The organism is Bradyrhizobium diazoefficiens (genome assembly GCF_016616885.1).
GTDB classification, from domain to species: Bacteria; Pseudomonadota; Alphaproteobacteria; order Rhizobiales; family Xanthobacteraceae; genus Bradyrhizobium; species Bradyrhizobium diazoefficiens_F.
Map to the genome: position 1 here is coordinate 6,600,960 of NZ_CP067102.1, position 25,694 is coordinate 6,626,653.

The window sequence follows — 25,694 nt, forward strand, 5'->3', positions numbered from 1 at the left end:
CGATGCGCCTGACTGCTGGATCGCCCGCACGCCTCGGTGCAAGCTGGGACGGACGCGGCACCAATTTCGCGCTGTTCTCCGCCAATGCCGAGAGGATCGAGCTGTGCCTGTTCGACGGCCAGGGCCGCCGCGAGCTCGAGCGCATCGAGCTGCCGGAGCGCACCGAGGACGTCTGGCACGGCTATCTCAACGATGTCTCGCCGGGCCAGCTCTACGGCTATCGTGTGCACGGCCCTTACGAGCCCGAGCACGGCCACCGCTTCAACGCCAACAAGCTGTTGCTCGACCCCTACGCCAAGCGACTGTCGGGGCGGCTGGTCTGGAGTGACGCGCATTTCGCTTATCGCACCGGTTCGGCGCGCGAGGATCTGTCGTTCGACCGGCGCGACAACGCGCGCGGCATGCCCAAGGCCGTGGTGGTCGACGAGACCTTCAACTGGGGCCGGCGCGAGATCCGGCCCAACATTCCCTGGGAAGACACCATCATCTACGAGGCCCATGTCAAGGGACTGACGCAGAAGCGCGACGACGTGCCGCCGAATTTGCGCGGCACCTATGGCGGCCTGTCGTCGCCGGCGATAATCGAGCATCTAAAGAAGCTCGGCGTCACGACCGTCGAACTGTTGCCGATCCACAGCTTCGTCGACGATCGCATACTGGTGGAGAAGAAGCTCGCCAATTACTGGGGCTACAACACACTGTCCTTCTTTGCGCCCGAGCCGCGCTACGCCCAGGACAACGCGCTCGATTCCTTCCGCACCACGGTGGCGCGCCTGCACGATGCTGGCATCGAAGTGATGCTCGACGTCGTCTACAACCACACCGCCGAGGGCAACCATCTCGGACCGACGCTGTGCTACCGCGGCATCGACAACGCTTCCTATTACTGGCTGAACCGCGAGAACCCGCGCTACTATGACGACTTCACCGGCTGCGGCTCGTCGGTGAACTTGGCCCATCCGCGCGTGCTGCAGATGGTGATGGATTCGCTGCGCTACTGGGTCGAGGTCTGCCATGTCGACGGATTCCGCTTCGACCTTGCCACTACTCTCGCACGGGGCCCGAACGGATTTGACCGCGGCATCTCGTTTCTCACGGCGATCCGGCAGGATCCGGTGCTGGCGACCGTCAAGCTCGTCGCCGAGCCGTGGGACCTTGGGCTTGGCGGCTACCAGGTCGGCGCATTCCCCTCGCAATGGTCGGAGTGGAACGACCGCTATCGCAGCGCCATGCGTCGCTACTGGAGCGGCGAAGGCAGCCTGATCGGCGACATTTCCAGCCGCATGACGGCGTCCTCCGACCTGTTCAACCATGACGGACGGCGGCCGCGCGCCAGCATCAACCACATCACCGTGCATGACGGGTTCACGCTCGCCGACCTCTTCAGCTACAACGAGAAGCACAACGAGGCCAACGGCGAGGACAATCGCGACGGCTCCAACGACAACCACAGCAACAATTGCGGCGTCGAGGGCCCGACCGACGATCCGAACATCCTCAGCCTGCGCCGACAGCTTCGCAAGAACGTGCTGGCCTGCCTCATGCTGGCGCAGGGCATTCCGCTGATCCTCGCCGGTGACGAGGTCGGCAACACGCAGTCCGGCAACAACAACGCCTATTGCCAGGACAACGAGGTGGGCTGGGTCGGCTGGGACAATCTTGGCAAGGACGGCGACGACATGGTCGATTTCGTCTCAGGTCTCGCCGACATTCGCCGCCGCTTCTCGCAGCTTCGCAGCCATCGCTGGCTGGATGGCCGGCCGAAAGACGGCATCTCCTACGGCGCGTTGTGGCTGACGCCTGCCGGCGACGAGATGACGGAAAACGACTGGAAATTCCCGGAGGGGCGGTTTCTCTCTTATGTGATGGGGCCGATGGAACCGCGCAGCGCGGCGATCTTTATCGTATTGAACGCCGCCCCCGAAGAGATCGCATTCAAATTGCCCAAAATGCCCGAATACAAAAGCTGGCAGCAGATCCTCAACACGACGGATGCCAAGCTGAACAGCGTTGATTTCCTGCCCGGAAGCGACAGCAAGGCGCCGCCGCGCTCCGTGCTCGCCTTCGCGGGGGCGCTATGAGGCCATCCTTCGGGGCGAAGCCGACCAAGGACGGCGTGTCGTTCCGTTTGTGGGCGCCGGGTGCGCGTCGTGTCGATCTCCTGCTCGACAGACGACGCGCCATGCAGCGCCGGCAGGATGGCTGGTATGTCGCCGAGATTGCCGGCCTGTCCGTCGGCAGCACCTACAAGTTTCGGATCGACGACGAGATCGACGTGCCTGATCCCGCGTCGGCGTTCCAGCCCGAGGACGTGTTCGGTCCGAGCGAGGTGATCGATCACGACCGCTTCGCGTGGCGCGCGAAGGATTGGCGCGGCCGCCCCTGGGAAGAGACGGTGCTGATCGAGACCCATGTCGGCACCTTCACGCGTGATGGCACCTATCGCGCCATGATCGACAAGCTCGATCATCTCGTCGCAACCGGCATCACCGCGCTCGAACTCATGCCATTGGCCGATTTCGCCGGCCGCCGCGGCTGGGGCTATGACGGCGTGCTCTGGTATGCGCCCGACAGCGCCTATGGCCGCCCGGAAGAGTTGAAGACGCTGATCGACGAAGCCCATCTGCGCGGGCTGATGGTGTTTCTGGACGTCGTCTACAATCACTTCGGTCCCGAAGGAAACTATCTCGGCCGCTACGCGCCGACCTTCTTCACCGACGCGCACACGCCCTGGGGCAGCACGATCGACTATCGCGTGTCGCAGGTGCGGGCGTTCGCGGTCGAGAACGCGCTGTCCTGGCTCACCGACTATCGCTTCGACGGCTTGCGGCTGGATGCCGCCAACCACATCATGGCGATTCCCGGCGAGCAGTCGATGCTGCAGGACCTCAGTGCCGCCACCGGCGAGCTCGCCAAGGCCACCGGACGGCACATTCATCTCGTGCTGGAGAACGGCGACAACCAAGCCAGCCTGCTCGATGCCGCGCAGGAGCCGCCGAACGGCAAATATCGCGCGCAGTGGAACGACGACTACCACCACGCCTGGCATGTGATGCTGACCGGCGAGCTCGCCGGCTATTACGCGGACTATCAGACGCCGCGCATGGATCTGGCACGCGCGCTCGCCTCGGGTTTCATCTACCAGGGCGAGATCTCGGAATTCTGGGGCAAGAAACCGCGCGGCGAGGCGAGCGGCGAGCTGCCGCCGGCCACCTTCGTCAACTTCCTGCAAAACCACGACCAGATCGGCAACCGCCCGCTCGGCGACCGGCTCGAGAGCCTGGCATCGCCCCAGCAGATCGGGGCTGCGCTTGCGGTGACCCTGCTCGCGCCGATGGTGCCGATGCTGTTTCAAGGCGAGGAGTGGGGCTCAAAAATCCCGTTCCCGTTCTTCTGCGATTTCCAGGGTGGGCTCGCGGATGCCGTGCGCAAGGGGCGCAAGCAGGAATATGCCTGGGCCTACGAGAAGTACGGCGATGAGGTGCCGGACCCGCTCGATCCGGCCACGCCGCAATCGGCCGTGCTCGACTGGACCGGCCGCACAGCGGCGCAGGATGCGCGGCTTGTGCTGGTGCGCGAGCTGCTCACGCTTCGCCGCAAGGAGATTGCGCCGCGGCTGAAGGGCGCGCGCTTCGGCGATGCCGCGGCGGCCGACGGCGGATTGCTCACCGCGCATTGGCGCATGGGTGACGGCACGACGCTGCACCTGACCGCCAATCTTTCGGACCACGAAATTACACATTCCAGCAGCAATGCGGGCGCGCCGATCTGGGGTGGCTCAAGCGGCGACCAGCTTCCGCCCTGGTCGGTGATCTGGCATCTCGGAGGTTGATATGCCGTCCGCGATTCCTCTCGCGACTTACCGGCTTCAGCTCACCGCGGATTTCGACTTCGACAAGGCCGTCGCAGTCGTGCCTTATCTCAAGGCGCTTGGGATCACGCATCTCTACGCCTCGCCAGTGATGAAGGCCCGCAAAGGCTCGACCCATGGCTACGACACCGTCGATCACAGCCAGTTCAATCCCGAACTCGGTGGCGAGGCTGGCTTTGCGCGGCTGAGCGACGCGCTCAGACAGCACGAGCTCGGCCTCATCATCGACTTCGTGCCCAACCACGTCGGCGTGCACTTTGCCGACAATCCCTGGTGGCTGGACGTGCTGGAATGGGGCCAGGCCTCGCCGCACGCGGTCTCGTTCGACATCGACTGGGATCTGCTGCCTTTCCGCGCACGCGGCGGGTTGCTGCTGCCGATCCTCGGCTCATCCTATGGCGAGGCGCTGGAGCGCGGCGAGATCGAGCTGCGCTACGATCCCGACGAGGGCAGTTTTTCCGCCTGGTATTTTGAGCACCGCCTGCCGATCGCGCCGGAGCGCTATGGCGAGATCCTGCGGATGATCGTGAAGGAAGCGGACGCTGCCGAGACCGCAGCCGGCAAACACCTGCTCTCGCTCGCTGCGCGCTACACAGGCCTGCGCCGACCGAACCGCAAGGAAGCTCCCGGCTTCAAGGCGGAGCTGAAGGAGATCGCAGGCAGCGCCGACATCATCACCCACGGCCTCGCCGCCTATCGCACGGCGAAAGATCGCCCGGCGCAAACGCTGGCGCTGCACCATCTGCTGGAGCGGCAGAACTACAAGCTTGGCCATTGGCGGCTGGCCTCCAGCGACATCAACTATCGCCGCTTCTTCGACGTCAACGGGCTCGCCGGCCTGCGCGTCGAGGATGCGAGCACCTTCGCGGCCACGCACCGGCTGGTGAAGCAGCTCGTCGCTGAGGGCAAGCTGCAGGGTATCCGCCTCGACCACATCGACGGCCTGCGCGATCCTGCGCAATATTGCCAGCGGCTGCGCCGGCTGGTTCGCGACGCACAAGGCAACACAAAGCCGTTCTACACCGTGATCGAAAAGATCCTGTGCGAGCACGAGCGCCTGCCGCACTTCGCCGGCGTCCAGGGCACCACCGGGTATGAGTGGATGAACGCCATCACGCAAGTGCTGGTCGACGCCAAGGGGCTGGATGCGCTGGACGAGACCTGGCGGCAGATCAGCAACAGGCCGCCGCGACTTAGCCCCTACGTCAAGGACGCCAAGCGGCGCGTGCTGGAGACGCTGCTCACCAGCGAATTCACCGTGCTGACCCGGCTGCTCGCCCGCATGGCCAATGGCCACTACTCGACCCGCGACTTTTCCGCCGACAGCTTGCGGCAGGCGCTGGAATTGTACGTGCTGCACTTTCCCGTCTATCGCACCTATTTGACACATAGTGGCCCCACGGCGCTCGACCGAAAGCTGATCGACGACACCATCGAGCGCGCCCGCGCCGAATGGTTCGCTGCCGACGAAGGCATTTTCGACTTCCTGCGCGATGCGCTGACCATGGACCTGCTCAAGCCCGGTCGCCCGCCGCACAGCGCCCCGCGTGTCCGTCGTTTTGCGCTCAAGGTGCAGCAATTCACCGGGCCGATGATGGCGAAATCGCTGGAGGACACGGCCTTCTATCAATTCCACCGGCTGCTGGCGCTGAACGAGGTCGGCGGCGATCCCGCAAGCCACGGCCTCACCATTCCCGCCTTCCACGAGGCGATGCGGGCTCGCGCCAAGGAATGGCCGCAAGGGATGACGGCAACCGCCACCCACGACACCAAGCGCGGCGAGGATGCGCGTGCACGGATCGCGGCGCTCAGCGAAATTCCCGGCGAATGGACCAGCGCGGTTTCGCGCTGGAAAGTGCTGAACGCGCCCCACCTTGCGCTTCATGGCAATCTGCGCGCGCCGTCGGCCACGTTCGAATACATGCTCTACCAGACCCTGCTCGGCGCCTGGCCGCTTCAAGGCGCGATCGATGCCGGCTTTGTCGAGCGCATCCAGGCCTATGCGCTCAAGGCTGCGCGCGAGGGCAAGGAAGAGACGAGCTGGCTCAATCCGCATGAGGCGTATGAAGACGGCATCAAGGGCTTCATCGAGAAAATTCTCGATCCCGCGTTGTCAGGCGACTTCCTGAACGCGCTGCAAACCCTCGCCCGCCGCGTCGCGCTGCTCGGGGCCCTGAACTCACTGAGCCAGTTGACGCTGAAGGCCACGCTGCCGGGCGTTCCCGATTTCTACCAGGGTACCGAATTCTGGGACCTGTCGCTGGTCGACCCCGACAACCGCCGCCCGGTGGATTTTGCCTTGCGGCAGGCGGCGCTGGGTCCGCTGGAAGCGCCGGACTGGAGCGGACTGATCAAGACCTGGCCGGACGGGCAGCTCAAGCTCGCCTGGACGCGGCGCCTCCTCAAGCTGCGCAACGAACTCGCTGACATCTTCGCACAAGGCCACTACCAGCCGCTCGACGTCCGTGGCGCGCATGCCGACCATGTCATCGCCTTCTCGCGCCGGCATGGGCGCGCTACCGCAATCGTCGTGGTCGGACGTCAGTTCGCTCCCTTCACGCAAGCGGGCCGGGAATGGCCCACGCTCGAAGGCCTTGACGCAACTGTCGACATCAGCGGCTACACCGCGCCGGATCTTGCGGGCAACGAATTGCCGCTCGCGCAGGCTTTCCGGGATTTTCCCGCTGCGGTCATCGAGGCCCGCGCGGCAAGCCCCATCAGGCCTCCGCGGCAACGCGTGGGCGCCTGACGCCTACTTTCCCTCGTCCTTGGTCAGCAGCAATTGCCCGCGCTTGCGGATCGTCGCCTGCGCCATCTCGGCAAAACGCTGCAACAGCCACGGCAGCACCACCTCGACCTTGACGTGGTCGTCGGCGACGTCGACCTGCCCCGTCGCGATCTGGCCGAGCGCGCGGATGCGAAAGGCCAGAGTGTCGCCGCTCCAGCGCTCCTCTTCGACCTGCATCACGGGAATGCTCGCTGCAGCGCGGCCAAGCCCGGTCTTGAGCCGCCGCGCAGCTTCCTCGCGGCCGAGATGATGCGGAATGGAAACGACAAGCGGTGCTGACATGGTCTCGGGCCCGTGGTGGCTGATCCTCACATAGTCATGCCGGCCGGACGGTCAAAGGTTCCATGCAAGTTGGGACCTCTCGACCCGTTTCAAATCCGGAACTTTAAAACATGCGGCAAGTTGCCCCCGCACGACGGGACAGGTGCAACGACCCTTTCAACAAAGGGCTGGAGGAGACTAGCATGTCTATCGGTACAATCATTCTGATCATTTTGGTCATCGCGCTGCTCGGCGGCTTCAGCGGCATCGGCGGCGGTCCGTTCTACGGTACCGGCTATTACGGCGGTGGCGGCCTCGGGCTCGTCATCATCATTCTGCTGATCTTGCTGTTGATGGGGCGGATTTAGTCACGAGCACTTGTAGGGTGGGCAAAGGCGCAACCCGCCGTGCCCACCTTCTTCGCCACAGCAAATAAAGGTGGTGGGCACGCTTCCGCTTTGCCCACCCTACTTCATTTTCCCCGCTAGCTTCTTCGCCGCCGCCTTGATCGATGCGGCGGCATCGTCGTAGCCCTCCCACGCCTTCGATCGCGCGAGCAAGCCCGGCACCGTCCGCACTGTATACTTCTTCGGATCGAGATCGGCCTTCACCTGCGCCCAGGTGACCGGCATCGACACGGTCGCGCCATCGCGGGCGCGGGGCGATAGTGGCCCCACCGCCGTCGACATACGGTCGTTGCGCAGGTAATCCAAAAAAATCTTTCCGTTGCGCAGCTTCTTCGACATGTTGAGCAGATAGCGCTCGGGATCGTCATCGGCCATCCACTGGCAGACGCCTTGCGCGAACGCCTTGGCGTCCTTCCAGCTCACCTTGTCGCGCGCGCCGTGGAGCAGCGGCACCACCACATGGAGACCCTTGCCGCCAGTGGTTTTGCAGAAGCTCTCCATACCGACATCGGCCAGCCTCTGGCGCATCTCCTTCGCCGCTTCGACAACGTCTGCAAATTTGACGTCTGGCGCGGGATCAAGATCGAAGACCAGCCGGCCCGGCGTGTCATAGGCATCGGGCGCGCAATTCCAGGGATGCAGCTCGACGCCACCGATCTGCGCGACCGCGGCAAGCCCCTCGACGCGATCGATCTGGAGATACGGCTTGCGGTCGCCGGACACTTTGGCGAGTTCGAGCAGGTTCGATGTACCCTGCATGGCATGCCGCTGGAAGAATTTCTCCCCGCCGATGCCGTCTGGCGCGCGCAGGATCGAGCAAGGGCGGCCCTTGATGTGTCCGATCATCCAGGGGCCGACAGCCTCGAAGTAGCGCGCGAGATCGAGCTTCGTCACGCCTTCGCCGTCGCCGCCGTCCGGCCATAGCTCCTTCTCCGGCTTGGAGATGACGACGCTCATTACCTCGGCGGTACCCGTCGCTTTGGCAGGCTTTGCTACAACGCGCTTTCTGGCGGAAAGCTGCGCGAGCTTGGTATCCACGGGCGTTTCCGCCTCGACCTCTTCGGCCGGCTTGTCCTGGCGCAGGCCCTTGAATGCGGCCTGGCGGATATTGCCATCGGCGGTGAAGCCCGCGAATTCGATCTCGGCCACCAGCTCCGGCTTGACCCAGTGCACGTCGCGCGTCTTCTTCGGCGCGTTTTTGCCGCCGAACGGGTTCTCGCTCGACGCCGCATCTTTCAGGAACGGCATGATGCGCTTGACCTTGTCGGCGCCAAATCCGGTCCCGACCATCCCGACGAAGGCGAGATGGTCGTCGCGATGCACGCCGGCCATCAACGAGCGGAATTTACCATTGGTGGTTTTGTAGCCGCCGATCACGACCTCATGCCCGGCGCGGCACTTTGCCTTGGTCCAGCTCTCGGTGCGGCCGGAACGATAGGGTGCATCGAGCTTCTTTGACACGATGCCTTCGAGCTCGAGCTTGCAGGCCGATTGCAGCACCGCGTCGCCGCCGCTTTCGAAATGCTCGACATAACGGATCTGGCTCGTCTTCTTTTTGCGCGCTTCCAGCAGCGCCTTGAGACGCTCCTTACGTTCGCCAAGCGGCAGACGGCGATAATCGAGGCCCTCGGCAAACAGCAGGTCGAAGGCGAAGAAGATCAAATCCTCGGTCTTGCCGTCCGACAGCGCTGCCTGCAGCGAGGAAAAGTTCGGCGCGCCGTTGTGGTCTAGCGCGACGATCTCGCCGTCAATCAGCACCTCTGGCAGCGCACCGGCCTCTTTCGCGATCGAAGCGAACTTGTCGGTCCAGTCGAGGCCCTTGCGCGTCTTCAAGGTCGCTTCGCCGCCCTCGACGCGAAGCTGCACGCGGTAGCCGTCGAACTTGATCTCGTGGCACCAGCCATCGGCCGCGGGCGGCCGCTCGACCAGGGTGCAGAGCTGCGGCGCGACGAAGTCCGGCATCTCCGAGACCTTCCTGGCCGTGGTCGCGGTCGTCGCCTTCCCTTTCGCGACCTTGCCCTTTGCGGCCGCGCCGCTCTTGAGCGCCGCGCGAGGCGCCGGCTTGACGGTCCGCCCCTTGGTCTCCTCGGCACGGTTGGACTGCCAGACCGCATCGGCCTTGCCCTTGGTGCCCTTCGCCAGCATGAACGGCTTTGGCGCGCGGCCCTTGCCGCCGGCGATCTGGTCCATGGCGCGGCCGGAGGCGACCGACTTGTCCTCCGCCAGAATATCCTCGCCCTCGCTAGCGTATTCGTCGCGGTGCTTGATCAGCAGCCAGTTGGTGCGCTTGCCGCCGCTGCGGTCGTGCCGCATCCGCACCAGCACCCAGCTGCCATGCAGCTTCTCGCCGTGGAGGGTGAACTTGAGGTCGCCCTTTTTGAAACCGGCTTCCGGGTCATCGGATTCCCAGGTGCCGCGGTCCCACAGCATCACCGTGCCGCCGCCATATTGGCCTTCGGGAATTGTCCCTTCGAAATCGCCATAGTCGAGCGGATGGTCTTCGACCTCCACCGCCAGCCGCTTGTCGTGCGGATCGAGCGAGGGGCCCTTCGTCACCGCCCAGGACTTGAACACGCCGTCGAATTCGAGGCGGAAATCGTAATGCAGCCGGGTCGCGTCATGCTTCTGGATCACGAAGCGGCGCTGCCTCGATGGCGCAACCGCGGCCTCGCCTGACGGCTCCGGCGTCTTCTCGAAATCGCGTTTCTGTCGGTAAGTGGAGAGTTTTCGCAGCACGACCGGTCCCGCATTCTCTAATCGCGTTGAAGCCTATCACGGCAAAAGTCCCACCCGGAACCAAAACCCTATGGGGCGGTTGGGGTTCCAAAACGCCTTGAAATCACTGGAGAACGGAATGGCCCCGCGCGCTTATTGGAAGGGAACGTTGAAACTCTCGCTGGTCAGCTGCCCGGTCGCACTCTACCCCGCGACCACGGCGGCCGAGAAGACCCGGTTTCACATGATCAACCGCGAGACCGGCAACCGGCTCAAGCAGCAGATGGTGGATTCTGAGACCGGCGACGTCGTCGAAAGCGACCAGAAGGGCCGCGGTTACGAGCTGCGCAAAGGAAAATATGTCGAGATCGAGCCGGAGGAGCTCGAGGCGGTGCAGATCGAGAGCAACCACACCATCGACATCGAGAGTTTTGTGCCGAGCGAGGAGATCGACCAGCGCTATCTCAACCACCCCTATTATATCACCCCCGAGGGCAAGGCTGCGGTGGATGCCTTTGCCGTGATCCGCGACGCCATGAAGGACCAGGACCGCGTCGCGCTCGCCAAGATCGTGTTGACCAACCGCGAGCACATCATCGCGATCGAGCCGCTCGGCAAGGGTCTGCTCGGCACCACGCTGCGCTTCCCATATGAGCTGCGCGACGAGGATCAGTTTTTCGATGACATCAAGAGCCCGAAGATCACCAAGGACATGGTCCAGCTCGCCGGCCACATCCTGCACACCAAGACGGCGCATTTCGACCCAAGCAAATTCAAGGATGAGTATGAGACCGCGTTGAAGGCGCTGGTGAAGCGCAAGGCGAGCGGCAAGACAATCGAGCTGCCGGAGGAGCCCGAGGAGCGCCCGAGCAACGTCGTCAGCCTGATGGATGCGTTGAAGCAAAGCTTAAAGCGACGTGGTGGGAAGAAGACGGCGGCGAAGTCCCATGCGCGGCGGGCAACGGGGCGGCACCGTACTGCGAAGAAGGCGCACCGGTCGACAGCGCGGCACAGGAAGGCGGGCTAACGACCCCCGTCATTGCGAGCGCAGCGAAGCAATCGAGAGTCCCTCCGCGGAGACAATCTGGATTGCTTCGCTGCACTCGCAATGACGATGTTGATGCAGGCTCGCGCTACACCCTCAGCCGTGGTCGACGCGAGAGCTTAATCCCCCGCCTTCAGCCGGTACCCGATCCCGGTCTCCGTCAGCACATATTGCGGCCGCTCCGGATCGGCTTCGATCTTCTGGCGGAGCTGGCGGACGTAGACGCGCAGATATTGCGCGTCGGTCAGCTCATCCCAGAGCTCCTTGAGCAGGAAGCGGTGGGTCAGCACCTTGCCGGCGTGCTGAACCAGCACGCGCAGCAGGTCATATTCCTTCGGCGACAGCTTTATCTCGCGCTCGCCGAGCTTGACGATGCGGCGGACGAGATCGACCGAGAGATCGCCGGTACGAAACACCGGGCGTTCGCCCTGGACCTGAAGCTGGTGACGGAGCGCGGCGCGCAGCCGTGCCAGCAGCTCGTCCATGCCGAACGGCTTGGTCAGATAATCATCGGCACCGAGATCGAGCGCCTGCACCTTGCCGGCCTCGTCGCCGCGGCTCGACAGCACCACGATCGGCACGCTCTCATTGCGGGCACGGATGGTGCGCAACAGCTCGTGGCCCTGGATGTCGGGCAGACCGAGATCGAGAATGATCAGCGCGGGATCCTCGGTGAGCTTCTCCAGCGCGATCTTGCCGTTCGACGCCTCCAGGATCTCGTAGCCCTGCGTCGACAACCCCATCCGCAGCAATTTGCGGATCGGCGGCTCGTCGTCGATCACCAAAACCTTGATCGGGGCAGCACTCATGCGGCGGTATCCAATGCTTTGGTCTGTGTCGGGACGGGCAGACGGATGGTGAGGACAGCGCCGCTCCGGTCACTGCGGTTGGCGGCCGCGATCGTGCCGCGCATCGCCTCGACGAAGCCGCGCGAGATGGCAAGCCCGAGCCCGGTGCCGGGACGAACGCGGTCGCCCTTCTGCGCGCGATAGAACTTGTCGAACACGCTCTCGAGCTCGTCGGGCGAAATGCCGTCGCCTTCGTCGGCGATCTCCAGCACCACTTGATCACGTTCGCGCCGGCTCTTGATCGCGATCGTGGTCTCGGGCAGCGAGTATTTCGCGGCATTGTCGAGCAGGTTGAACAGCACCTGCTCAAACAGCACGGCGTCGAGCTCGAGCATCGGCAGATCGGCGGCCAGAACCAGCGCGACCTTGTGCGCGGCCAGGATCTTTGATGCCCGCCGCAGCGCGCTGCCGACGATCTCGCCGAGATCGTGCAGCGCCGTGTTTGGCACGATGGCGCCGGATTCGAGCTTGGTCATGTCGAGCAGATTGGCGATGAAGCGGTTGAGCCGCTCGGATTCGTCGATCACGGTAGCGAGCAGATCGCGCTTCTCGGTGTCGGACAGCGCGCCGGCGAGATCGCGCATGGTCGAAGCTGCGCCTAGCACGGAGGCCAGTGGCGTCTTCAGATCGTGCGAGATCGACGTCAACAGCGCGGAGCGCAGCCGCTCGGACTCGACGGTACGCTTGACCCGGTCCATGTCCTCGACCAGCAGCACGCGCTCGATCGCGAGCGCACCCTGGTCCACCAGCGCATCCAGCAGCCGGCGCTGGTCCGGCGTCAGCAGCGGGCCGGTGCGGTCGTCGTCGATGCCGATCACGCCGATCGGGCCGCGCCCGGTTCGCATCGGGAGGAACAGCCGCTTGGCGCCCGGCAGGGTATCCGAACCGCGGCCGGCGGAGCGATCATTGCTCCAGGCCCAGTTGGCGGCGGCGAGATCGGCCTGGTCGAGCTGGTCCTCCGGCGGATAGCCCGATTTCACCGTCAGAAGCCCATCCTCCGGCAGCAGCAGCACCACACGGACCTTCAGCATCAGCGCGATCTGATAAGCCGACGCCCACAACACGTCGTCGAGCGTGGCGGTGCCGGCGAGCTTGCGGCTGAAGGCATAGAGCTGCTCGGTGGTCCTGATGCGGCCGATCGCGGTGTCGGCCTGCGTGCGCACGCGCGCCGCGACATTCGAGACCAGGATCGCGATCAGCATGAAGAAGAAGAACGCCGCGACGTTGGTTGGATCGGTGATGGTGAAGGTGTAGACCGGCGGCAGAAAGAAGAAATTATAGGCGAGCGAGGCTGCGAGGCTCGCGAGCAGTGACGGCCACAGGCCGTAGCGCACCGCGACAGCCACCACTGCGGTGAGCAGCACGAGATCCACGTTCTCGATGCCGAACCGCGGCTGCAGCAGCACCGCGGCGCCGAGGCCGACCAGCACGATGCCGAGCGCCTTCAGATAGGGCAGTGGATTGAACGGCTCGGATCGCGCCGCGGTCTGCACCGCAGTTTTGGGCGCCGCCTCGTCCGGCAGCTCGTCGCCGGGGATGACGTGAACGCTGATATTGCCGGCGCGGCGCACCAGATCGTGGACGACGGAGCCGCGCGCCATCTCGAACCAGCGCGAGCGCGTCGACTTGCCGATCACGATCTGGGTGACGTTGTTGCCTTGCGCGAAATTGATGACGTCATCGGCGATACGTCGGCCGACCGCGGGGATGGTCAGCGCCTCGCCGCCGAGCGACTCCGCAAGCCGCAGCGTATCGGCCAGCCGGTCGCGTTCCTGGTCCGAGAGCTGAAGCGAGCGCCGCGTCTCGATCGAAATCGCGGTGAACGGCGCATGCAGCCGGTCGGCCAGCCGCTTGGTGTAGCGCACGAGCCCGGCCGCACGCGGGTCCTCGCTGACACAGACGAGGATGCGCTCGCCCGCAGCCCAGGGACCGGCGATGGCGTTGGCCTGCATGTGGGTGAGCAGCTGCTCGTCGACACGCTCGGCCGTACGCCGCAGCGCGAGCTCGCGCAGCGCGGTCAGATTGCCCGGCGAGAAATAGTGCTCCAGCGCCCGCTCGGCCTGCTTGGGAACATAGACCTTGCCCTCACGCAGGCGCTGGATCAGATCGTCGGGCGTGAGGTCGATCAGCTCGATCGCATCGGCACGATCGAAGATCGAATCGGGCACGGTCTCGCGCACCCGCACATGGGTGATCTGCGCGACGACATCGTTCAGGCTCTCGATGTGCTGGATGTTGACGGCGGTGTAGACGTCGATGCCGTGGGACAGCAGCTCCTCGACGTCGAGATAGCGCTTGGGGTGGCGGCTGCCTGCGGCGTTGGTGTGGGCGAGCTCGTCGACCAATGCGATCTTCGGGCGCCGCGCGATCACAGCGTCGAGGTCCATCTCCTCGACCACCTGCCCGCGATACTCGAGTCGCTTGCGCGGCACCACTTCGAGCCCGCGCACCAGCGCCTCGGTCTCGGCGCGGCCATGGGTCTCGACGAAGCCGACCACGACATCCGTGCCGGACTTACGCCTCGCATGGGCGCTTTGCAACATCTCGTAGGTCTTGCCGACGCCGGGGGCGGCCCCGACGAAGATTTTCAGCTTGCCGCTCGCGCTCTCCTCCCGGCGGGCTGCCTCCAGCAGCGCCTCGGGAGACGGACGTTGTTCGGGATCGCGGCGCTGTTGAACCATCAGCGCAATATAATCATCCGGGCATTCGCGGCCTAGAGCGCTACTTCGCGGACGCACGATCCAGGGCGAGGTTCAGGGCAAGAACGTTAACCCGGGGTTCGCCGAACAGGCCGAGCAGGCGGCCCTGGGTGTTCGAGGCGACGATCTGCTCAAGCCGGTCCTCCGGTATGCTCCGCGCCTTGGCGACGCGCGGCACCTGGAATTGCGCCGCTTCCGGGGAAATATCCGGATCGAGCCCGCTCGCCGAGGTCGTGACCAGATCCACGGGGACGGAAGCGTTCGGGTTCTCGGCTTTCAGCTTGTCGACGTCCTCCTTCAGCCGGTCGGCCAGCGCCTTGCTGGTCGGGCCGAGATTGGAGCCGCCCGAATTGGCGGCGTTGTAGGGCGCCGAGACCGTCTTGGTCGAATCATTCGGGTCCGGCGCAAGCGTCGCCGAGGGACGGCCGTGGAAATATTTGTCGTCCTTGAACTCCTGGCCGATCAGGGCGGAGCCGAACACCTTGCCATCCTTCTCGATCAGGCTGCCTTGCGCCTGTGCGGGGAAGATCACGCCGGCAATGCCGGTCATCGCGAGTGGATAGGCAACGCCCGTGATGGCGGTGAGCACCAGCAGCAGGACGATGGCGGGACGGATTTCTCTGAGCATGTTAGGTCTCCTATTAGTTCGTCATTGCGAGCGAAGCATCTCTGCTGTCGTTCCGGGGCGATGCGAAGCATCGAACCCGGAACCTCGATATTCCGGGTTCGCCTCTTCGAGGCGCCCCGGAATGACGGAGAGATTCGCTTCGCTCGCAATGTCGGGGTCAGGCCAGGTGTAACGCGACAACCACGAGGTCGATCGCCTTGATGCCGATGAAGGGGATGACGATGCCGCCGAGGCCGTAGATCAAGAGGTTCCGGCGGAGCAGTGCGCCGGCACCAACGGCACGATAGGCGACGCCCTTCAGGGCCAGCGGGATCAACCCGATGATGACGAGCGCATTGAAGATGATCGCCGACAGGATGGCGCTCTGCGGGCTCGACAGGTTCATGACGTTGAGCACGTTGAGCTGCGGATAGAACGCCAGGAACATCGCCGGGATGATCGCAAAATACTTTGCGACATCGTTGGCGATCGAGAAGGTCGTCAGCGCACCGCGCGTCATCAACAACTGCTTGCCGATCTCGACCACCTCGATCAGCTTGGTCGGGTTGGAGTCGAGGTCGACCATATTGCCGGCCTCGCGCGCGGCCTGGGTGCCGGTGTTCATGGCGACACCGACGTCGGCCTGCGCGAGCGCCGGAGCGTCGTTGGTGCCATCGCCGCACATCGCAACCAGCTTGCCCTTGCCCTGCTCGTCGCGGATCAGCTTCAGCTTGTCCTCGGGGGTTGCCTGCGCCAGGAAATCGTCAACGCCGGCTTCCGCTGCGATCGCGGCGGCCGTCATCGGATTATCGCCGGTGATCATGACGGTGCGGATGCCCATGCGGCGCAGCTCGGCAAAGCGCTCGCGGATGCCGCCCTTGACGATGTCCTTGAGCTGGATGACGCCGAGCAGCCTGCCGTCCTTGGCAACGGCCAGCGGCGTGCCGCCGGCTTTCGATATCTCGTCCGCGATGGTCTGGATCTCGCGCCCGATCTCCGAGAGCCCGGCGGGCTGGATGGCGCGCGCGGTGTTGCCGGAGGCCACGGCCAGTGGCGCGCCGCCGCCGACATAGTTCAGCATGGCATCGACCGCGCCCTTTCGCACCGATGAGCCGCCGGCGTCGACGCCGCTCATGCGCGTCTGCGCCGTGAACGGGATGAAGGTGGCCCCTAACTCGGCCATGTCGCGGCCACGGATGCCGTACTTTTCCTTTGCGAGCACCACGATCGAACGGCCTTCCGGCGTCTCGTCGGCGAGCGAGGCAAGCTGGGCGGCATCCGCCAGCTCCCGCTCGCTGACGCCACGCGCCGGACGAAACGCGGTCGCCTGGCGGTTGCCGAGTGTGATGGTGCCGGTCTTGTCGAGCAGTAGCGTGTCGACGTCACCGGCGGCCTCGATCGCGCGGCCGGACATCGCCAGCACGTTGAAGCGCACCAGGCGGTCCATGCCGGCGATGCCGATCGCCGACAACAGCGCGCCGATCGTGGTCGGGATCAGCGTCACGAACAGCGCGACCAGCACGATCACCGAGATCGAGCCGCCGGCATAGGCCGCGTAGCTCGGAATGGTAACGGTGGCGAACACGAAGATGATGGTGAGGCCAGCCAAGAGGATGTTGAGCGCGATCTCGTTCGGCGTCTTCGCCCGCTCGGCACCCTCGACCAGCTTGATCATGCGATCGATGAAGGTCGAGCCTTGCGCCGCCGTGATGCGGACGCGGATCCAGTCGGACAGCACTTGCGTGCCGCCGGTGACCGCAGAACGGTCGCCACCGGATTCGCGGATCACCGGCGCGGATTCGCCGGTGATGGCCGCTTCATTGACGGACGCGACGCCCTCGATCACCTCGCCGTCGGAGGGGATGGTATCGCCCGCCTCGACCAGCACGATGTCGCCGACCTTCAGGCTGGTGCCCGGCACGAGCTTGAAGTCCCGGCCCGCGCCGGTCAGGAGCTTGGCCTGGCTTTCGGTGCGGGTCTTGCGCAGTGATTCCGCCTGCGCCTTGCCGCGGCCCTCGGCCACGGCTTCAGCAAAATTCGCGAACAGCACCGTGAACCAGAGCCAGAGGATGATCTGGAAGGTGAAGCCCAGATTCGCACCACCCGTGACGAGGTCACGCAGGAAGATCACCGTGGTGAGCGCGGCCACGATCTCGACCACGAACATCACGGGGTTCTTGATCATCAGCCGCGGGTCGAGCTTGGTGAAGGACGCGCGGATCGCGGGCACGACGATCCTGGGGTCGAGCATCGCCGACATCGGGGCACGTTTTTGCAATTTCATCGTATCCATGGAGGTCACTCCAGACAATCAGAAGACTTGACCGGCGTTCATCGCGAGATGCTCGACGATCGGGCCGAGTGCGAGAGCCGGGAAGAAGGTGAGGCCGCCGATAATCAGGATCACGCCGACGACGAGACCGACGAACAGCCCGCCGGTGGTCGGGAACGTGCCCGCCGACGGCGGGATCGATTTCTTGGCGGCGAGCGATCCCGCGATCGCCATCGCCGGGACGATCATGAAGAAGCGGCCGACGAACATCGCGCTGGCGAGCGTGAGGTTGTAGAACAAGGTGTTGCCGGTGAGGCCCGCAAAGGCCGAGCCGTTGTTACCGGTTGCCGACGTATAGGCATAGAGCACCTCGGTGAAGCCGTGTGGACCGGCATTCGCCATCGAGGCAACGGCGGGCGGATAGACCACGCCGACCGCGGTCCAGCCGAGATACATCAACGGCAGCACCAGGATCGCGAGCATCGCCATCTTGACCTCGCGCGCCTCGATCTTCTTGCCGACATATTCCGGCGTGCGGCCAACCATCAGACCGGCGACGAAGATCGCGAGCACGACGAACAGCAGCATGCCGTAGAGGCCGGCACCGACGCCGCCGACGATGATCTCGCCGAGCTGCATGTTGATCAGCGGGATCATGCCGCCGAGCGCGGTGAAGCTGTCATGCATGGCATTGACAGCACCGCAGGAGGCGGCCGTGGTGATCACGGCGAACAGCGAGGACGCGACGATGCCGAAGCGGACCTCCTTGCCCTCCATGTTGCCGCCGGTCAGGCCCAGCGCCTGCAGCGTCGAGGTGCCGTTGGCTTCCGCCCAATAGGTGACGGCGACGCCGGCGACGAACAATACGCCCATCACGGCGAGGATCGCCCAGCCCTGGCGCTGGTTGCCGACCATGCGGCCGAACACGTTGGTCAATGCGGCGCCCAGCGCGAAGATCGACAGCATCTGCACGAAGTTCGATAGTGCGGTCGGGTTCTCGAAGGGGTGCGCGGCGTTGGCATTGAAGAAACCGCCGCCATTGGTGCCCAGCATCTTGATCGCGACCTGCGAAGCCACCGGGCCGACCGCGATGGTCTGCTTGGCGCCTTCGAGCGTGGTGGCCTCGACATAGTCACCGAGCGTCTGCGGAATGCCCTGCGAAACCAGGAACATCGTGTAGACCACGCAGATCGGCAGCAGCACATAAAGAGTGGTGCGCGTGACGTCGACCCAGAAATTACCGACGGTGCGGACCGAAGCGCGCGAGAAGCCGCGGATCAGGGCGACTGCGAGCGCGATGCCGGTGGCAGATGACAGGAAGTTCTGGTGCGTCAGGCCGACCATCTGCACGAGGTAAGAGATCGTGCTCTCGCCGCCGTAGGTCTGCCAATTGGTATTGGTGATGAAGGAGATCGCCGTGTTGAAGGAGAGGTCTGCAGCGACCGCCCCCTGCCCGGCCGGATTGAAAGGCAGCACGGCCTGCAAGCGCATCACTCCGTAGATGATGAGGAATCCGCCGACATGGAACAGCAGCATGGCGACCGTGTAGGTCAGCCAATGCTGTTCGCGCTTCTCGTCGACGCCAGAAATCCAGTAGATGCCGGCCTCGATGGGACGCAGCACTGGCGAGAGAAACGTCTTCTCGCCGTTGAACACGCGCGTCATGTACCAGCCGAGCGGCTTTGTCAGCGCGACAATGATAGCGCAATAAAGAATGATCTGGAGCCAACCGATCATAGTCATGGCATCAACCCTTCAGGCTTGGTGTCCGGCGCAACAGCGGCAGGAGCACCACAAGCAGGCAGCCGACGAGCGCAACGTCCGCCAGCAGCAATTCGACAAGCAGCAGCACAGCTCAGAATCGTTCCGGCCGCAGCAGTGCGTAGGTGAGGTAGATCAGGAGGCCGAACGAGACGGCACCGGCGAGCGCATCATCGAAGATCATGATCCGCTCCCTCACAGCCGTTCGCAGGCGTAGGTGTAGCCGATCGCAAGGGCGAAGAAAGCGAAGCCCAGCGCCAGCATCAGAATGTCCATCATGGGATTGCTCCTCGTTGCGTCCGACTAGCGGGAGCAACACTCTCTCGGGGACCCGGCGGAGCTCGTGGAGAGAAGCGCAACGCATTTCCACGGCCTTAAGCGGGACTTTCGACCGTGCTGAAGTGCCACCACAGGCATAGGTTTTCGAGACGTGGGCTACGGCGAAGTTATAGGAATCTCATAAAGGGCGAGGCAGCCGGTCTGGCAAAACGTCCCATGCTCACGGCCCCCGCACTTATGAAATCTTTATATCTCCCATCCCCTTCCCATCTCGTTTTCCAATGCTCTTCCCGCCATCCTGAAGAGGCCGGCCGACTGACCGACGCCAATTCCAGGAGGCCTGATATGACCCTCGCGTTCCGACACTATGATTCCCCCTCCCTCAGCGACCGCTTGCGCAATGCGCAGGGCATGACGCGGCCGTTGATGCTCGCGATCATCGACAAGGCCTGCCGCCGCTTTCCTTTGCTCGGACAGACCGGGCGCACGGCGCGCCTCATGCGCCTGATAGACGCGGAGGCCTGGGCCGACGCCGCACTGGCGTTGATGGAGCTCGAACTGCCGCTGTGGCACGTCCGCCGGATCGCCTATGACGAAGGTGAATGGCATTGCGCGCTCTCGCGTGAACGCGAGTTGCCGGATTGGCTCGACGCGGCTGTCGAGGGATGCCACGGCGACCTCGCGATCGCGTTGCTGTCGGCTTTCGTCGAAGTCCAGGCAGCGGCCGCGGAAGTCTCGCGGCCGAGCGTTCCCAACGTGCGCCCCGCCCCGGATCCGCTCTATGAGCCGGTCGCCTGCGAGAATTACGGCTGATCGGCCTGGCCTGATCACGCGTTGTTGCAGTTTTGAACATGCCGCGTATGCAGATCCCGACATTCAAGAATAATCTCGAGCACGCGGTCACCACGACCATCCTGACCATGACGCTGAGCCTGGTCTGGGGTGCGGTCCTGACGATCGTGATCACGCTCGCCGCGCGCGGGCTCGGGGTTTAGAGCCTCGACACGGCGATCGACCGCGAATTGACCATGGCTGCCTACGAGGCGAGCAACCGGGCGCGAACGGCGGTCGCACGGCCCGGCCAGGCCGCCTCGCGGTTTGCGGAAAACGTCCGGTCGATCTGGCGCCATTTCGTGGAACCGTGTAGATCGGTTGCATGAGCACAAGCAGCGTCAACGTCGTCGCCCACCCCCTGGTCCAGCACAAGCTTTCCCTGATGCGGGAGAAGGACCGCTCGACCAAGAGCTTTCGCGAGATCCTGAACGAGATCGGGATGCTGCTCGGCTACGAGGTGACGCGCGACCTGCCGCTGGAGCTGGTCGAGATCGAAACGCCGATCTCGCCGATGCAGGCGCCAAAGATCGCCGGCAAGAAGCTCACGCTGGCGCCGATCCTGCGCGCGGGCGTCGGCTTCCTCGACGGCATGCTGGCGCTGATGCCATCGGCCCGCATCGCCCATATCGGGCTCTACCGCGACCCCGATACATTGCAGGCCGTGGAATATTACTTCAAGGCGCCGCAGGACCTGTCCGATCGCACCGTGATCCTGATGGACCCGATGCTGGCGACGGGAAATTCGGCCTGCGCCGGCGCCTCCCTGCTCAAGGACCGCGGCGCCCGCGATATCCGCTTCGTCTGCCTTCTGGCGGCGCCCGAGGGCATCTCGAAATTCCAGAGCGAGCATCCAGACGTGCCGGTCTGGACCGCCGCCATCGACGAGCGGCTCAACGATCACGGCTACATCGTGCCGGGCCTGGGCGATGCCGGCGACCGGATGTTCGGCACCAAGTAGACAGGTTTGTGCGATCGGGCTACTCCGGTTGCCATGCGCGCCGATGATGTTCCACTGCATTCGCTGATCGGATCGGAGACCGGCCCCGCCTTCGTGTTCGACGGCACGCCCGTCTCGCGCGCGGAGTTTTCCGGGAAGATCGAGCAGACCACGGCCTGGCTTGCGGCGCAGGGTATCGGCAAGGGCGACGTGGTCGCGGTCTGGCTGGTCAATCGGATAGAATGGATCACGCTGCTGTTCGCAGCGGCCCGGCTGGGTGCGATCGTTGCCGCCGTCAATACGCGTTACCGCAGTGCTGAAGTCGCGCATCTCCTGAAATTGGCGGGTGCCAAGCTGCTGGTGGTCGAGGCGGCGTTCCGCTCGATCGATTTCGCGTCGATCCTCACGGATATCGTCAAGGCTGATGTCCCCGCGCTGCAAAAGCTCGCGGTGGTCGGCGCGGATGCGATCCCCGCGCAATGGCCGTGCGTGCGCTTCGATGCGTTCGACAAGCCCTATCCACCGGCTCCCGCCCAGGACGACATCGATCTCCCCGTGCTGCTCTACACCACATCGGGCACGACCAAAGGACCAAAACTGGTCGCGCATTCGCAGCGGACGCTCGCCACGCACGCCTTCGCCGTCGCCAAGGCACTCCAGCTTTCTCCGCAGCGTCATTCGCTGCTGGCGATGCTGCCGTTCTGCGGCACGTTCGGCATGACGAGCCTGCTCGGCTTCATCGCAGCCGGCGCCACCGCCCACGTGCTCGACGCCTTCGAGGCGACGCCGGCGCTGAAAATCCTCAGCGAGCATGGGATCACGCACGCCTTCGGCTCCGACGAGATGTTCCGCCGCATCCTCGCCCTCACCGACGCGCCGCGCCCCTTCCCGCATCTCGAAGTCTGCGGCTTCGCCGCGTTCCAGCCCGGCTGGCGTGAGCTGGCCGCGGAGGCCGAAGCGCGCGGCCTGCCGCTGTTTGGTCTTTACGGCTCGAGCGAGGTGCAGGCGCTGTTCTCGATCGCCCGCGCCAGCGACGCCTTCGCCGATCGCATCGAGGGCGGCGGCTGGCCAATGTCCCCCGAGGCGAAGGTCCGCGTGCGCGACACCGAGACCGGCGAGCTCGCAGCTCCCGGCGTCTCCGGAGAGATCGAGATCAGCGCGCCGTCGCGCTTCCTTGGCTATTTCAACAACCCCGATGCGACGCGCGATGCGATCACCGCGGATGGCTTCTTCCGCACCGGCGACATCGGCCGGCTTCGCGACGGCGCCTTCGTCTATGAGACCCGCGCGGGCGACGCCATGCGGCTCGGCGGCTTCCTGGTCGCGCCCGGCGAGATCGAGGACGAGCTCAAGTCGTGCGCCGGCGTCGCCGATGCCCAGGTCGTCGCGGTCGACCTGAAGGGCCAGGCGCGCTGCGTCGCCTTCGTCATCCCGGCCGGGACTTCGCCGCAACAGGAGGTGCTGACCGCACGCCTGCGCGAGCGGCTCGGCGGCTACAAGGTTCCGGCGCGCATCTATGTCGTGGACGCCTTCCCCGTGACAGACAGCGCCAACGGCGTGAAAATCCAGCGCGCCCGGCTTCGCACCATGGCGATGGAGCGGATCGCGGCCGAATAGAAGCCCTTCGGAGCAACCTGCTTAGTACGACTTGGCAAGCCCCAGCACCTTCTCCGCAATAAAACTCAGCGCAAGCTGCGGGCTGACCGGCGCGATGCGCGGGATCAGCACCTCACGCAAATAGCGCTCGACATGGAACTCCTTGGCGTAGCCAAAACCGCCATGGGTCATCACCGCCTGCTCGCAAGCCGAGAAGCCGGCCTCGCCTGCCAGATACTTCGCGGCATTGGCCGCGGCGCCGCAGGGCATGCCTTTGTCGTATTGCCAGGCCGCCGACATCACCATCAACCAGGCCGCCTCGAGCTCGACCCAGTTCACCGCGAGCGGATGCTGGATGCCTTGATTTTTGCCGATCGGACGATTGAACACGACGCGGGTCTTGGCATATTCGGTCGCGCGCGACAGGGCGAGCTTGCCGAGACCAACCGCTTCCGCCGCGATCAGGATGCGCTCGGGGTTCATGCCTTCGAGGATGTACTGGAAGCCCTTGCCCTCTTCGCCGATCCGATCCTCCATAGGGATCTCGAAATCCTCGAAGAACAGCTCGTTGGAATCGACGATCTTGCGGCCCATCTTCTCGATCTCATGGACCTTGATCTTCTTGCGGTCGAAATCCGTGTAGAACAGGCTGAGGCCATGGGTGGGTGAGCGCACCTCCTCCAGCGGCGTGGTGCGCGCCAGCAGCAGGATCTTGTGCGCGACCTGCGCGGTGGAGATCCACACCTTCTGGCCATTGACGATGTAGCGATCGTTCTTGGCGACGGCGCGGGTCTTGAGCTGGGTGGTGTTGAGGCCGGTATTGGGCTCGGTGACGGCGAAGCAGGCTTTCTCGCGGCCCTCGACCATCGGCGGCAGCATACGCTTGCGCTGCTCCTCGGTGCCGAACACGACGACGGGATTGAGACCGAACACGTTGATGTGCACCGCAGACGCGCCGGACATGCCGGCGCCGGATTCCGCAATCGCGCGCATCATGATCGCGGCTTCGGTGATGCCGAGACCGGAGCCGCCATAGGCTTCCGGCACGCAGATGCCGAGCCAGCCGGCATCAGCCAGCGCCCTGTGGAAGTCATGCGGGAAACCGCCGTCATGGTCCTTCTTCAGCCAGTAGGCGTCGGGAAAACCTTCGCAGATCTTGGCGATGGCGTTGCGAATGGCTTCCTGCTGATCGGTGAGCGCGAAATCCATGATGGTCTCCTTGTGGAGGCTCGTTGTGCCTAGCGCCCCATCTGCGAGGGCAGCCAGAGATGATAGACGGCTGCCATCATCCCGCGCTCACTCCGTTAATGCTTGAGGAAAATGTACATATGTGTGAATTTAGCTGTCAACCATATGAACGACGCACGGCGATGATGCACAAGAGGTCCGTCTGATGCGTTCGATGCTGTTCGTGCCGGGTGATTCCCCGCGCAAATTCGAGAAGGCGAGCGAAGGCAAGGCCGACGCGCTGATCATCGATCTCGAGGATTCCGTCGTCACCGACAAGAAGCCGGAGGCACGCGGGCTGACGCTTCAGATGCTGGAGGGCTCTCGCGGCCCGCATCAGCTCTATGTTCGCGTCAACGCGCTCTACACCGGCATGACGCTGACGGATCTCGCCGCGGTCATGCCGGGCAAGCCCGACGGCATCGTGCTGCCGAAATCGCAGGGCGGTGACGACGTGCGGCAGGTCGCGACCTGGCTCGAAGCCCTGGAAGCGGCCGGCGGCATCACGGTCGGCACGACGCGCATCGTCTGCATCGCGACTGAGACTGCAAGCTCGATCTTCGGGCTCGGCAGTTACAAGGGCTGCTCCCCTCGCCTCTCAGGCCTGATGTGGGGCGCGGAAGACCTCTCCACGTCTCTCGGCGCCACCGAGAAGGCCTCGGGCGGCGTGTTCCACAGCCCCTATCGCCTCGCGCGCGATCTCTGCCTGATGGCGGCGGCCGCGGCGGAAGTGACGCCGATCGACACGGTCTACACCGACATCGACAATCTCGCAGGCCTCGAGCAGGAAACGCGCGCCGCGCGGCGCGACGGGTTTTCGGCGAAGGCGCTGATCCATCCAAAACATGTCGACATCGTCAACGCGGCATTCGCGCCGACGGACGCCGAGCGCACCTGGGCAGTGAAGGTGATCGCCGCGTTCGCAAGCAATCAGAACTCCGGCACGCTGCGGCTCGACGGCCTGATGATCGACAAGCCGCATCTTCGCGCCGCGAAGAAGATCCTCGGCCAGCTCTAGATCTCAGCATAGAGGCGGTCGAAGCCGAGCTGCGCAACTCGATCTCGCGCGGCTCCTGCGGCCTAAAATCGTAGCCTCAATCGAACCCCTGAACGGGCGGCGTCGCGGTCTCCGCAGGGGTAGCCTGGACAGGCGGCGCCGCGGGCACGGCTTGCACCGGCGGATTGCTGGCCGCTCTCATCTGACTGTTGGCCTCCATCGCCTCGCGCGCACGCGGCGGAGCACTGGTGGCGGTGGCCCCGTACGCCCCACGACGTGGCGGCTGCCGGTGTCTTGCCGAGCGCGACCCCCTCACGCCCCATGACCGGGCGATCGAAGGCCCGGCGGTATAACCGATCACTGCGCCCGCGACGGCACCGACCGGACCGAGCACGACTGCACCGGACACGGCGCCTAACGCCGCAGAGCCAGCGCGCTCCTGCGCAGCGGCGCTTGCCGGCACGCCAGCCAGCAGCACGATGACAGTGAGCAGAACTTTTTTCATCAGAGCGCCTCCCTCACCGGAGATCACTCTTACTCAAATGTGGCC

At 64.6% G+C, this 25,694-nt stretch carries 20 protein-coding genes; 10 read left to right on the plus strand and 10 right to left on the minus strand.

Going from position 1 to position 25,694, the window contains the following annotated elements; genetic code table 11:
- Window positions 1–2: 2 nt before the first annotated feature.
- From glgX to treY, 3 genes are read left to right on the plus strand one after another with little or no spacing between them, the layout of a single operon-like run.
- Window positions 3–2,081, plus strand: a complete 2,079-nt coding sequence (gene glgX, locus JJC00_RS30700; RefSeq protein ID WP_200469550.1) for a glycogen debranching protein GlgX — start codon at window positions 3–5, stop codon at window positions 2,079–2,081.
- Window positions 2,078–3,832 (plus strand): malto-oligosyltrehalose trehalohydrolase, encoded by a 1,755-nt coding sequence (gene treZ / locus JJC00_RS30705; RefSeq protein ID WP_200469551.1) that lies wholly within the window; start codon window positions 2,078–2,080, stop codon window positions 3,830–3,832. Before glgX ends, treZ begins: the two co-directional genes overlap by 4 nt.
- Before the next feature lies 1 nt (window position 3,833).
- A complete protein-coding gene (treY, locus tag JJC00_RS30710; protein WP_200469552.1) occupies window positions 3,834–6,620 on the plus strand; it encodes a malto-oligosyltrehalose synthase in 2,787 nt (928 codons plus the stop codon).
- A 3-nt stretch (window positions 6,621–6,623) separates the two neighbouring features.
- Here treY and JJC00_RS30715 read toward each other — a convergent pair whose 3' ends face one another.
- The gene (locus JJC00_RS30715; protein WP_200469553.1) at window positions 6,624–6,941 is read right to left on the minus strand and encodes a polyhydroxyalkanoic acid system family protein; all 318 of its coding nucleotides are present in this window, start codon (window positions 6,939–6,941) and stop codon (window positions 6,624–6,626) included.
- Window positions 6,942–7,123: 182 nt separating this feature from the next.
- Here JJC00_RS30715 and JJC00_RS30720 point away from each other — a divergent pair, with 182 nt between their 5' ends.
- Entirely contained in the window at window positions 7,124–7,288 is a 165-nt protein-coding gene (locus JJC00_RS30720) for a DUF3309 family protein (RefSeq protein WP_084298933.1), read from the plus strand.
- Between the two features lie 99 nt (window positions 7,289–7,387).
- Here JJC00_RS30720 and ligD read toward each other — a convergent pair whose 3' ends face one another.
- Window positions 7,388–10,063 (minus strand): DNA ligase D, encoded by a 2,676-nt coding sequence (ligD, locus tag JJC00_RS30725; protein ID WP_200469554.1) that lies wholly within the window; start codon window positions 10,061–10,063, stop codon window positions 7,388–7,390.
- A gap of 118 nt (window positions 10,064–10,181) precedes the next feature.
- Between ligD and JJC00_RS30730 the strand changes: the two genes are divergently transcribed.
- On the plus strand, window positions 10,182–11,069 hold the full coding sequence (locus tag JJC00_RS30730) for a Ku protein (RefSeq protein WP_200469555.1): 888 nt from the start codon (window positions 10,182–10,184) through the stop codon (window positions 11,067–11,069).
- Between the two features lie 137 nt (window positions 11,070–11,206).
- Here JJC00_RS30730 and JJC00_RS30735 read toward each other — a convergent pair whose 3' ends face one another.
- The 6 genes from JJC00_RS30735 to JJC00_RS30760 all read right to left on the minus strand — a co-directional run bounded on the left by JJC00_RS30735 (window position 11,207) and on the right by JJC00_RS30760 (window position 19,458).
- A complete protein-coding gene (locus JJC00_RS30735) occupies window positions 11,207–11,896 on the minus strand; it encodes a response regulator (RefSeq protein WP_200469556.1) in 690 nt (229 codons plus the stop codon).
- Window positions 11,893–14,616 carry a sensor histidine kinase gene (locus JJC00_RS30740; protein WP_200469557.1) on the minus strand — a complete coding sequence of 908 codons (2,724 nt, stop codon included), beginning with the start codon at window positions 14,614–14,616 and terminating at the stop codon, window positions 11,893–11,895. Before JJC00_RS30740 ends, JJC00_RS30735 begins: the two co-directional genes overlap by 4 nt.
- 40 nt (window positions 14,617–14,656) lie before the next feature.
- Window positions 14,657–15,262, minus strand: coding sequence for a K(+)-transporting ATPase subunit C (locus JJC00_RS30745; protein WP_200469558.1), 606 nt, complete (start codon window positions 15,260–15,262; stop codon window positions 14,657–14,659).
- A gap of 157 nt (window positions 15,263–15,419) precedes the next feature.
- Window positions 15,420–17,534 carry a potassium-transporting ATPase subunit KdpB gene (gene kdpB, locus JJC00_RS30750; RefSeq protein WP_200469559.1) on the minus strand — a complete coding sequence of 705 codons (2,115 nt, stop codon included), beginning with the start codon at window positions 17,532–17,534 and terminating at the stop codon, window positions 15,420–15,422.
- Between the two features lie 18 nt (window positions 17,535–17,552).
- A complete protein-coding gene (gene kdpA, locus JJC00_RS30755) occupies window positions 17,553–19,256 on the minus strand; it encodes a potassium-transporting ATPase subunit KdpA (RefSeq protein ID WP_200469560.1) in 1,704 nt (567 codons plus the stop codon).
- 112 nt (window positions 19,257–19,368) lie between these two features.
- Window positions 19,369–19,458 (minus strand): K(+)-transporting ATPase subunit F, encoded by a 90-nt coding sequence (locus JJC00_RS30760; RefSeq protein ID WP_128263844.1) that lies wholly within the window; start codon window positions 19,456–19,458, stop codon window positions 19,369–19,371.
- Between the two features lie 440 nt (window positions 19,459–19,898).
- Here JJC00_RS30760 and JJC00_RS30765 point away from each other — a divergent pair, with 440 nt between their 5' ends.
- The 4 genes from JJC00_RS30765 to JJC00_RS30780 all read left to right on the plus strand — a co-directional run bounded on the left by JJC00_RS30765 (window position 19,899) and on the right by JJC00_RS30780 (window position 22,941).
- A complete protein-coding gene (locus JJC00_RS30765) occupies window positions 19,899–20,366 on the plus strand; it encodes a hypothetical protein (protein ID WP_200469561.1) in 468 nt (155 codons plus the stop codon).
- Window positions 20,367–20,404: 38 nt separating this feature from the next.
- The gene (locus JJC00_RS30770; protein ID WP_200474375.1) at window positions 20,405–20,548 is read left to right on the plus strand and encodes a hypothetical protein; all 144 of its coding nucleotides are present in this window, start codon (window positions 20,405–20,407) and stop codon (window positions 20,546–20,548) included.
- Window positions 20,549–20,709: 161 nt separating this feature from the next.
- Window positions 20,710–21,345 (plus strand): uracil phosphoribosyltransferase, encoded by a 636-nt coding sequence (gene upp / locus JJC00_RS30775; protein WP_200469562.1) that lies wholly within the window; start codon window positions 20,710–20,712, stop codon window positions 21,343–21,345.
- Window positions 21,346–21,378: 33 nt separating this feature from the next.
- Complete coding sequence (locus tag JJC00_RS30780) at window positions 21,379–22,941, plus strand: AMP-binding protein (protein ID WP_200469563.1); 1,563 nt, start codon at window positions 21,379–21,381, stop codon at window positions 22,939–22,941.
- Between the two features lie 21 nt (window positions 22,942–22,962).
- Here the strand turns inward: JJC00_RS30780 and JJC00_RS30785 are convergent, their stop codons facing one another.
- Window positions 22,963–24,129, minus strand: coding sequence for an acyl-CoA dehydrogenase family protein (locus tag JJC00_RS30785; protein ID WP_200469564.1), 1,167 nt, complete (start codon window positions 24,127–24,129; stop codon window positions 22,963–22,965).
- 184 nt (window positions 24,130–24,313) lie between these two features.
- On the opposite strand from JJC00_RS30785, the gene JJC00_RS30790 reads away from it, so the two are divergent.
- Entirely contained in the window at window positions 24,314–25,165 is an 852-nt protein-coding gene (locus JJC00_RS30790) for an HpcH/HpaI aldolase/citrate lyase family protein (RefSeq protein WP_200469565.1), read from the plus strand.
- Between the two features lie 76 nt (window positions 25,166–25,241).
- Here the strand turns inward: JJC00_RS30790 and JJC00_RS30795 are convergent, their stop codons facing one another.
- A complete protein-coding gene (locus JJC00_RS30795) occupies window positions 25,242–25,649 on the minus strand; it encodes a hypothetical protein (RefSeq protein ID WP_200469566.1) in 408 nt (135 codons plus the stop codon).
- Between the last annotated feature and the right edge of the window lie 45 nt (window positions 25,650–25,694).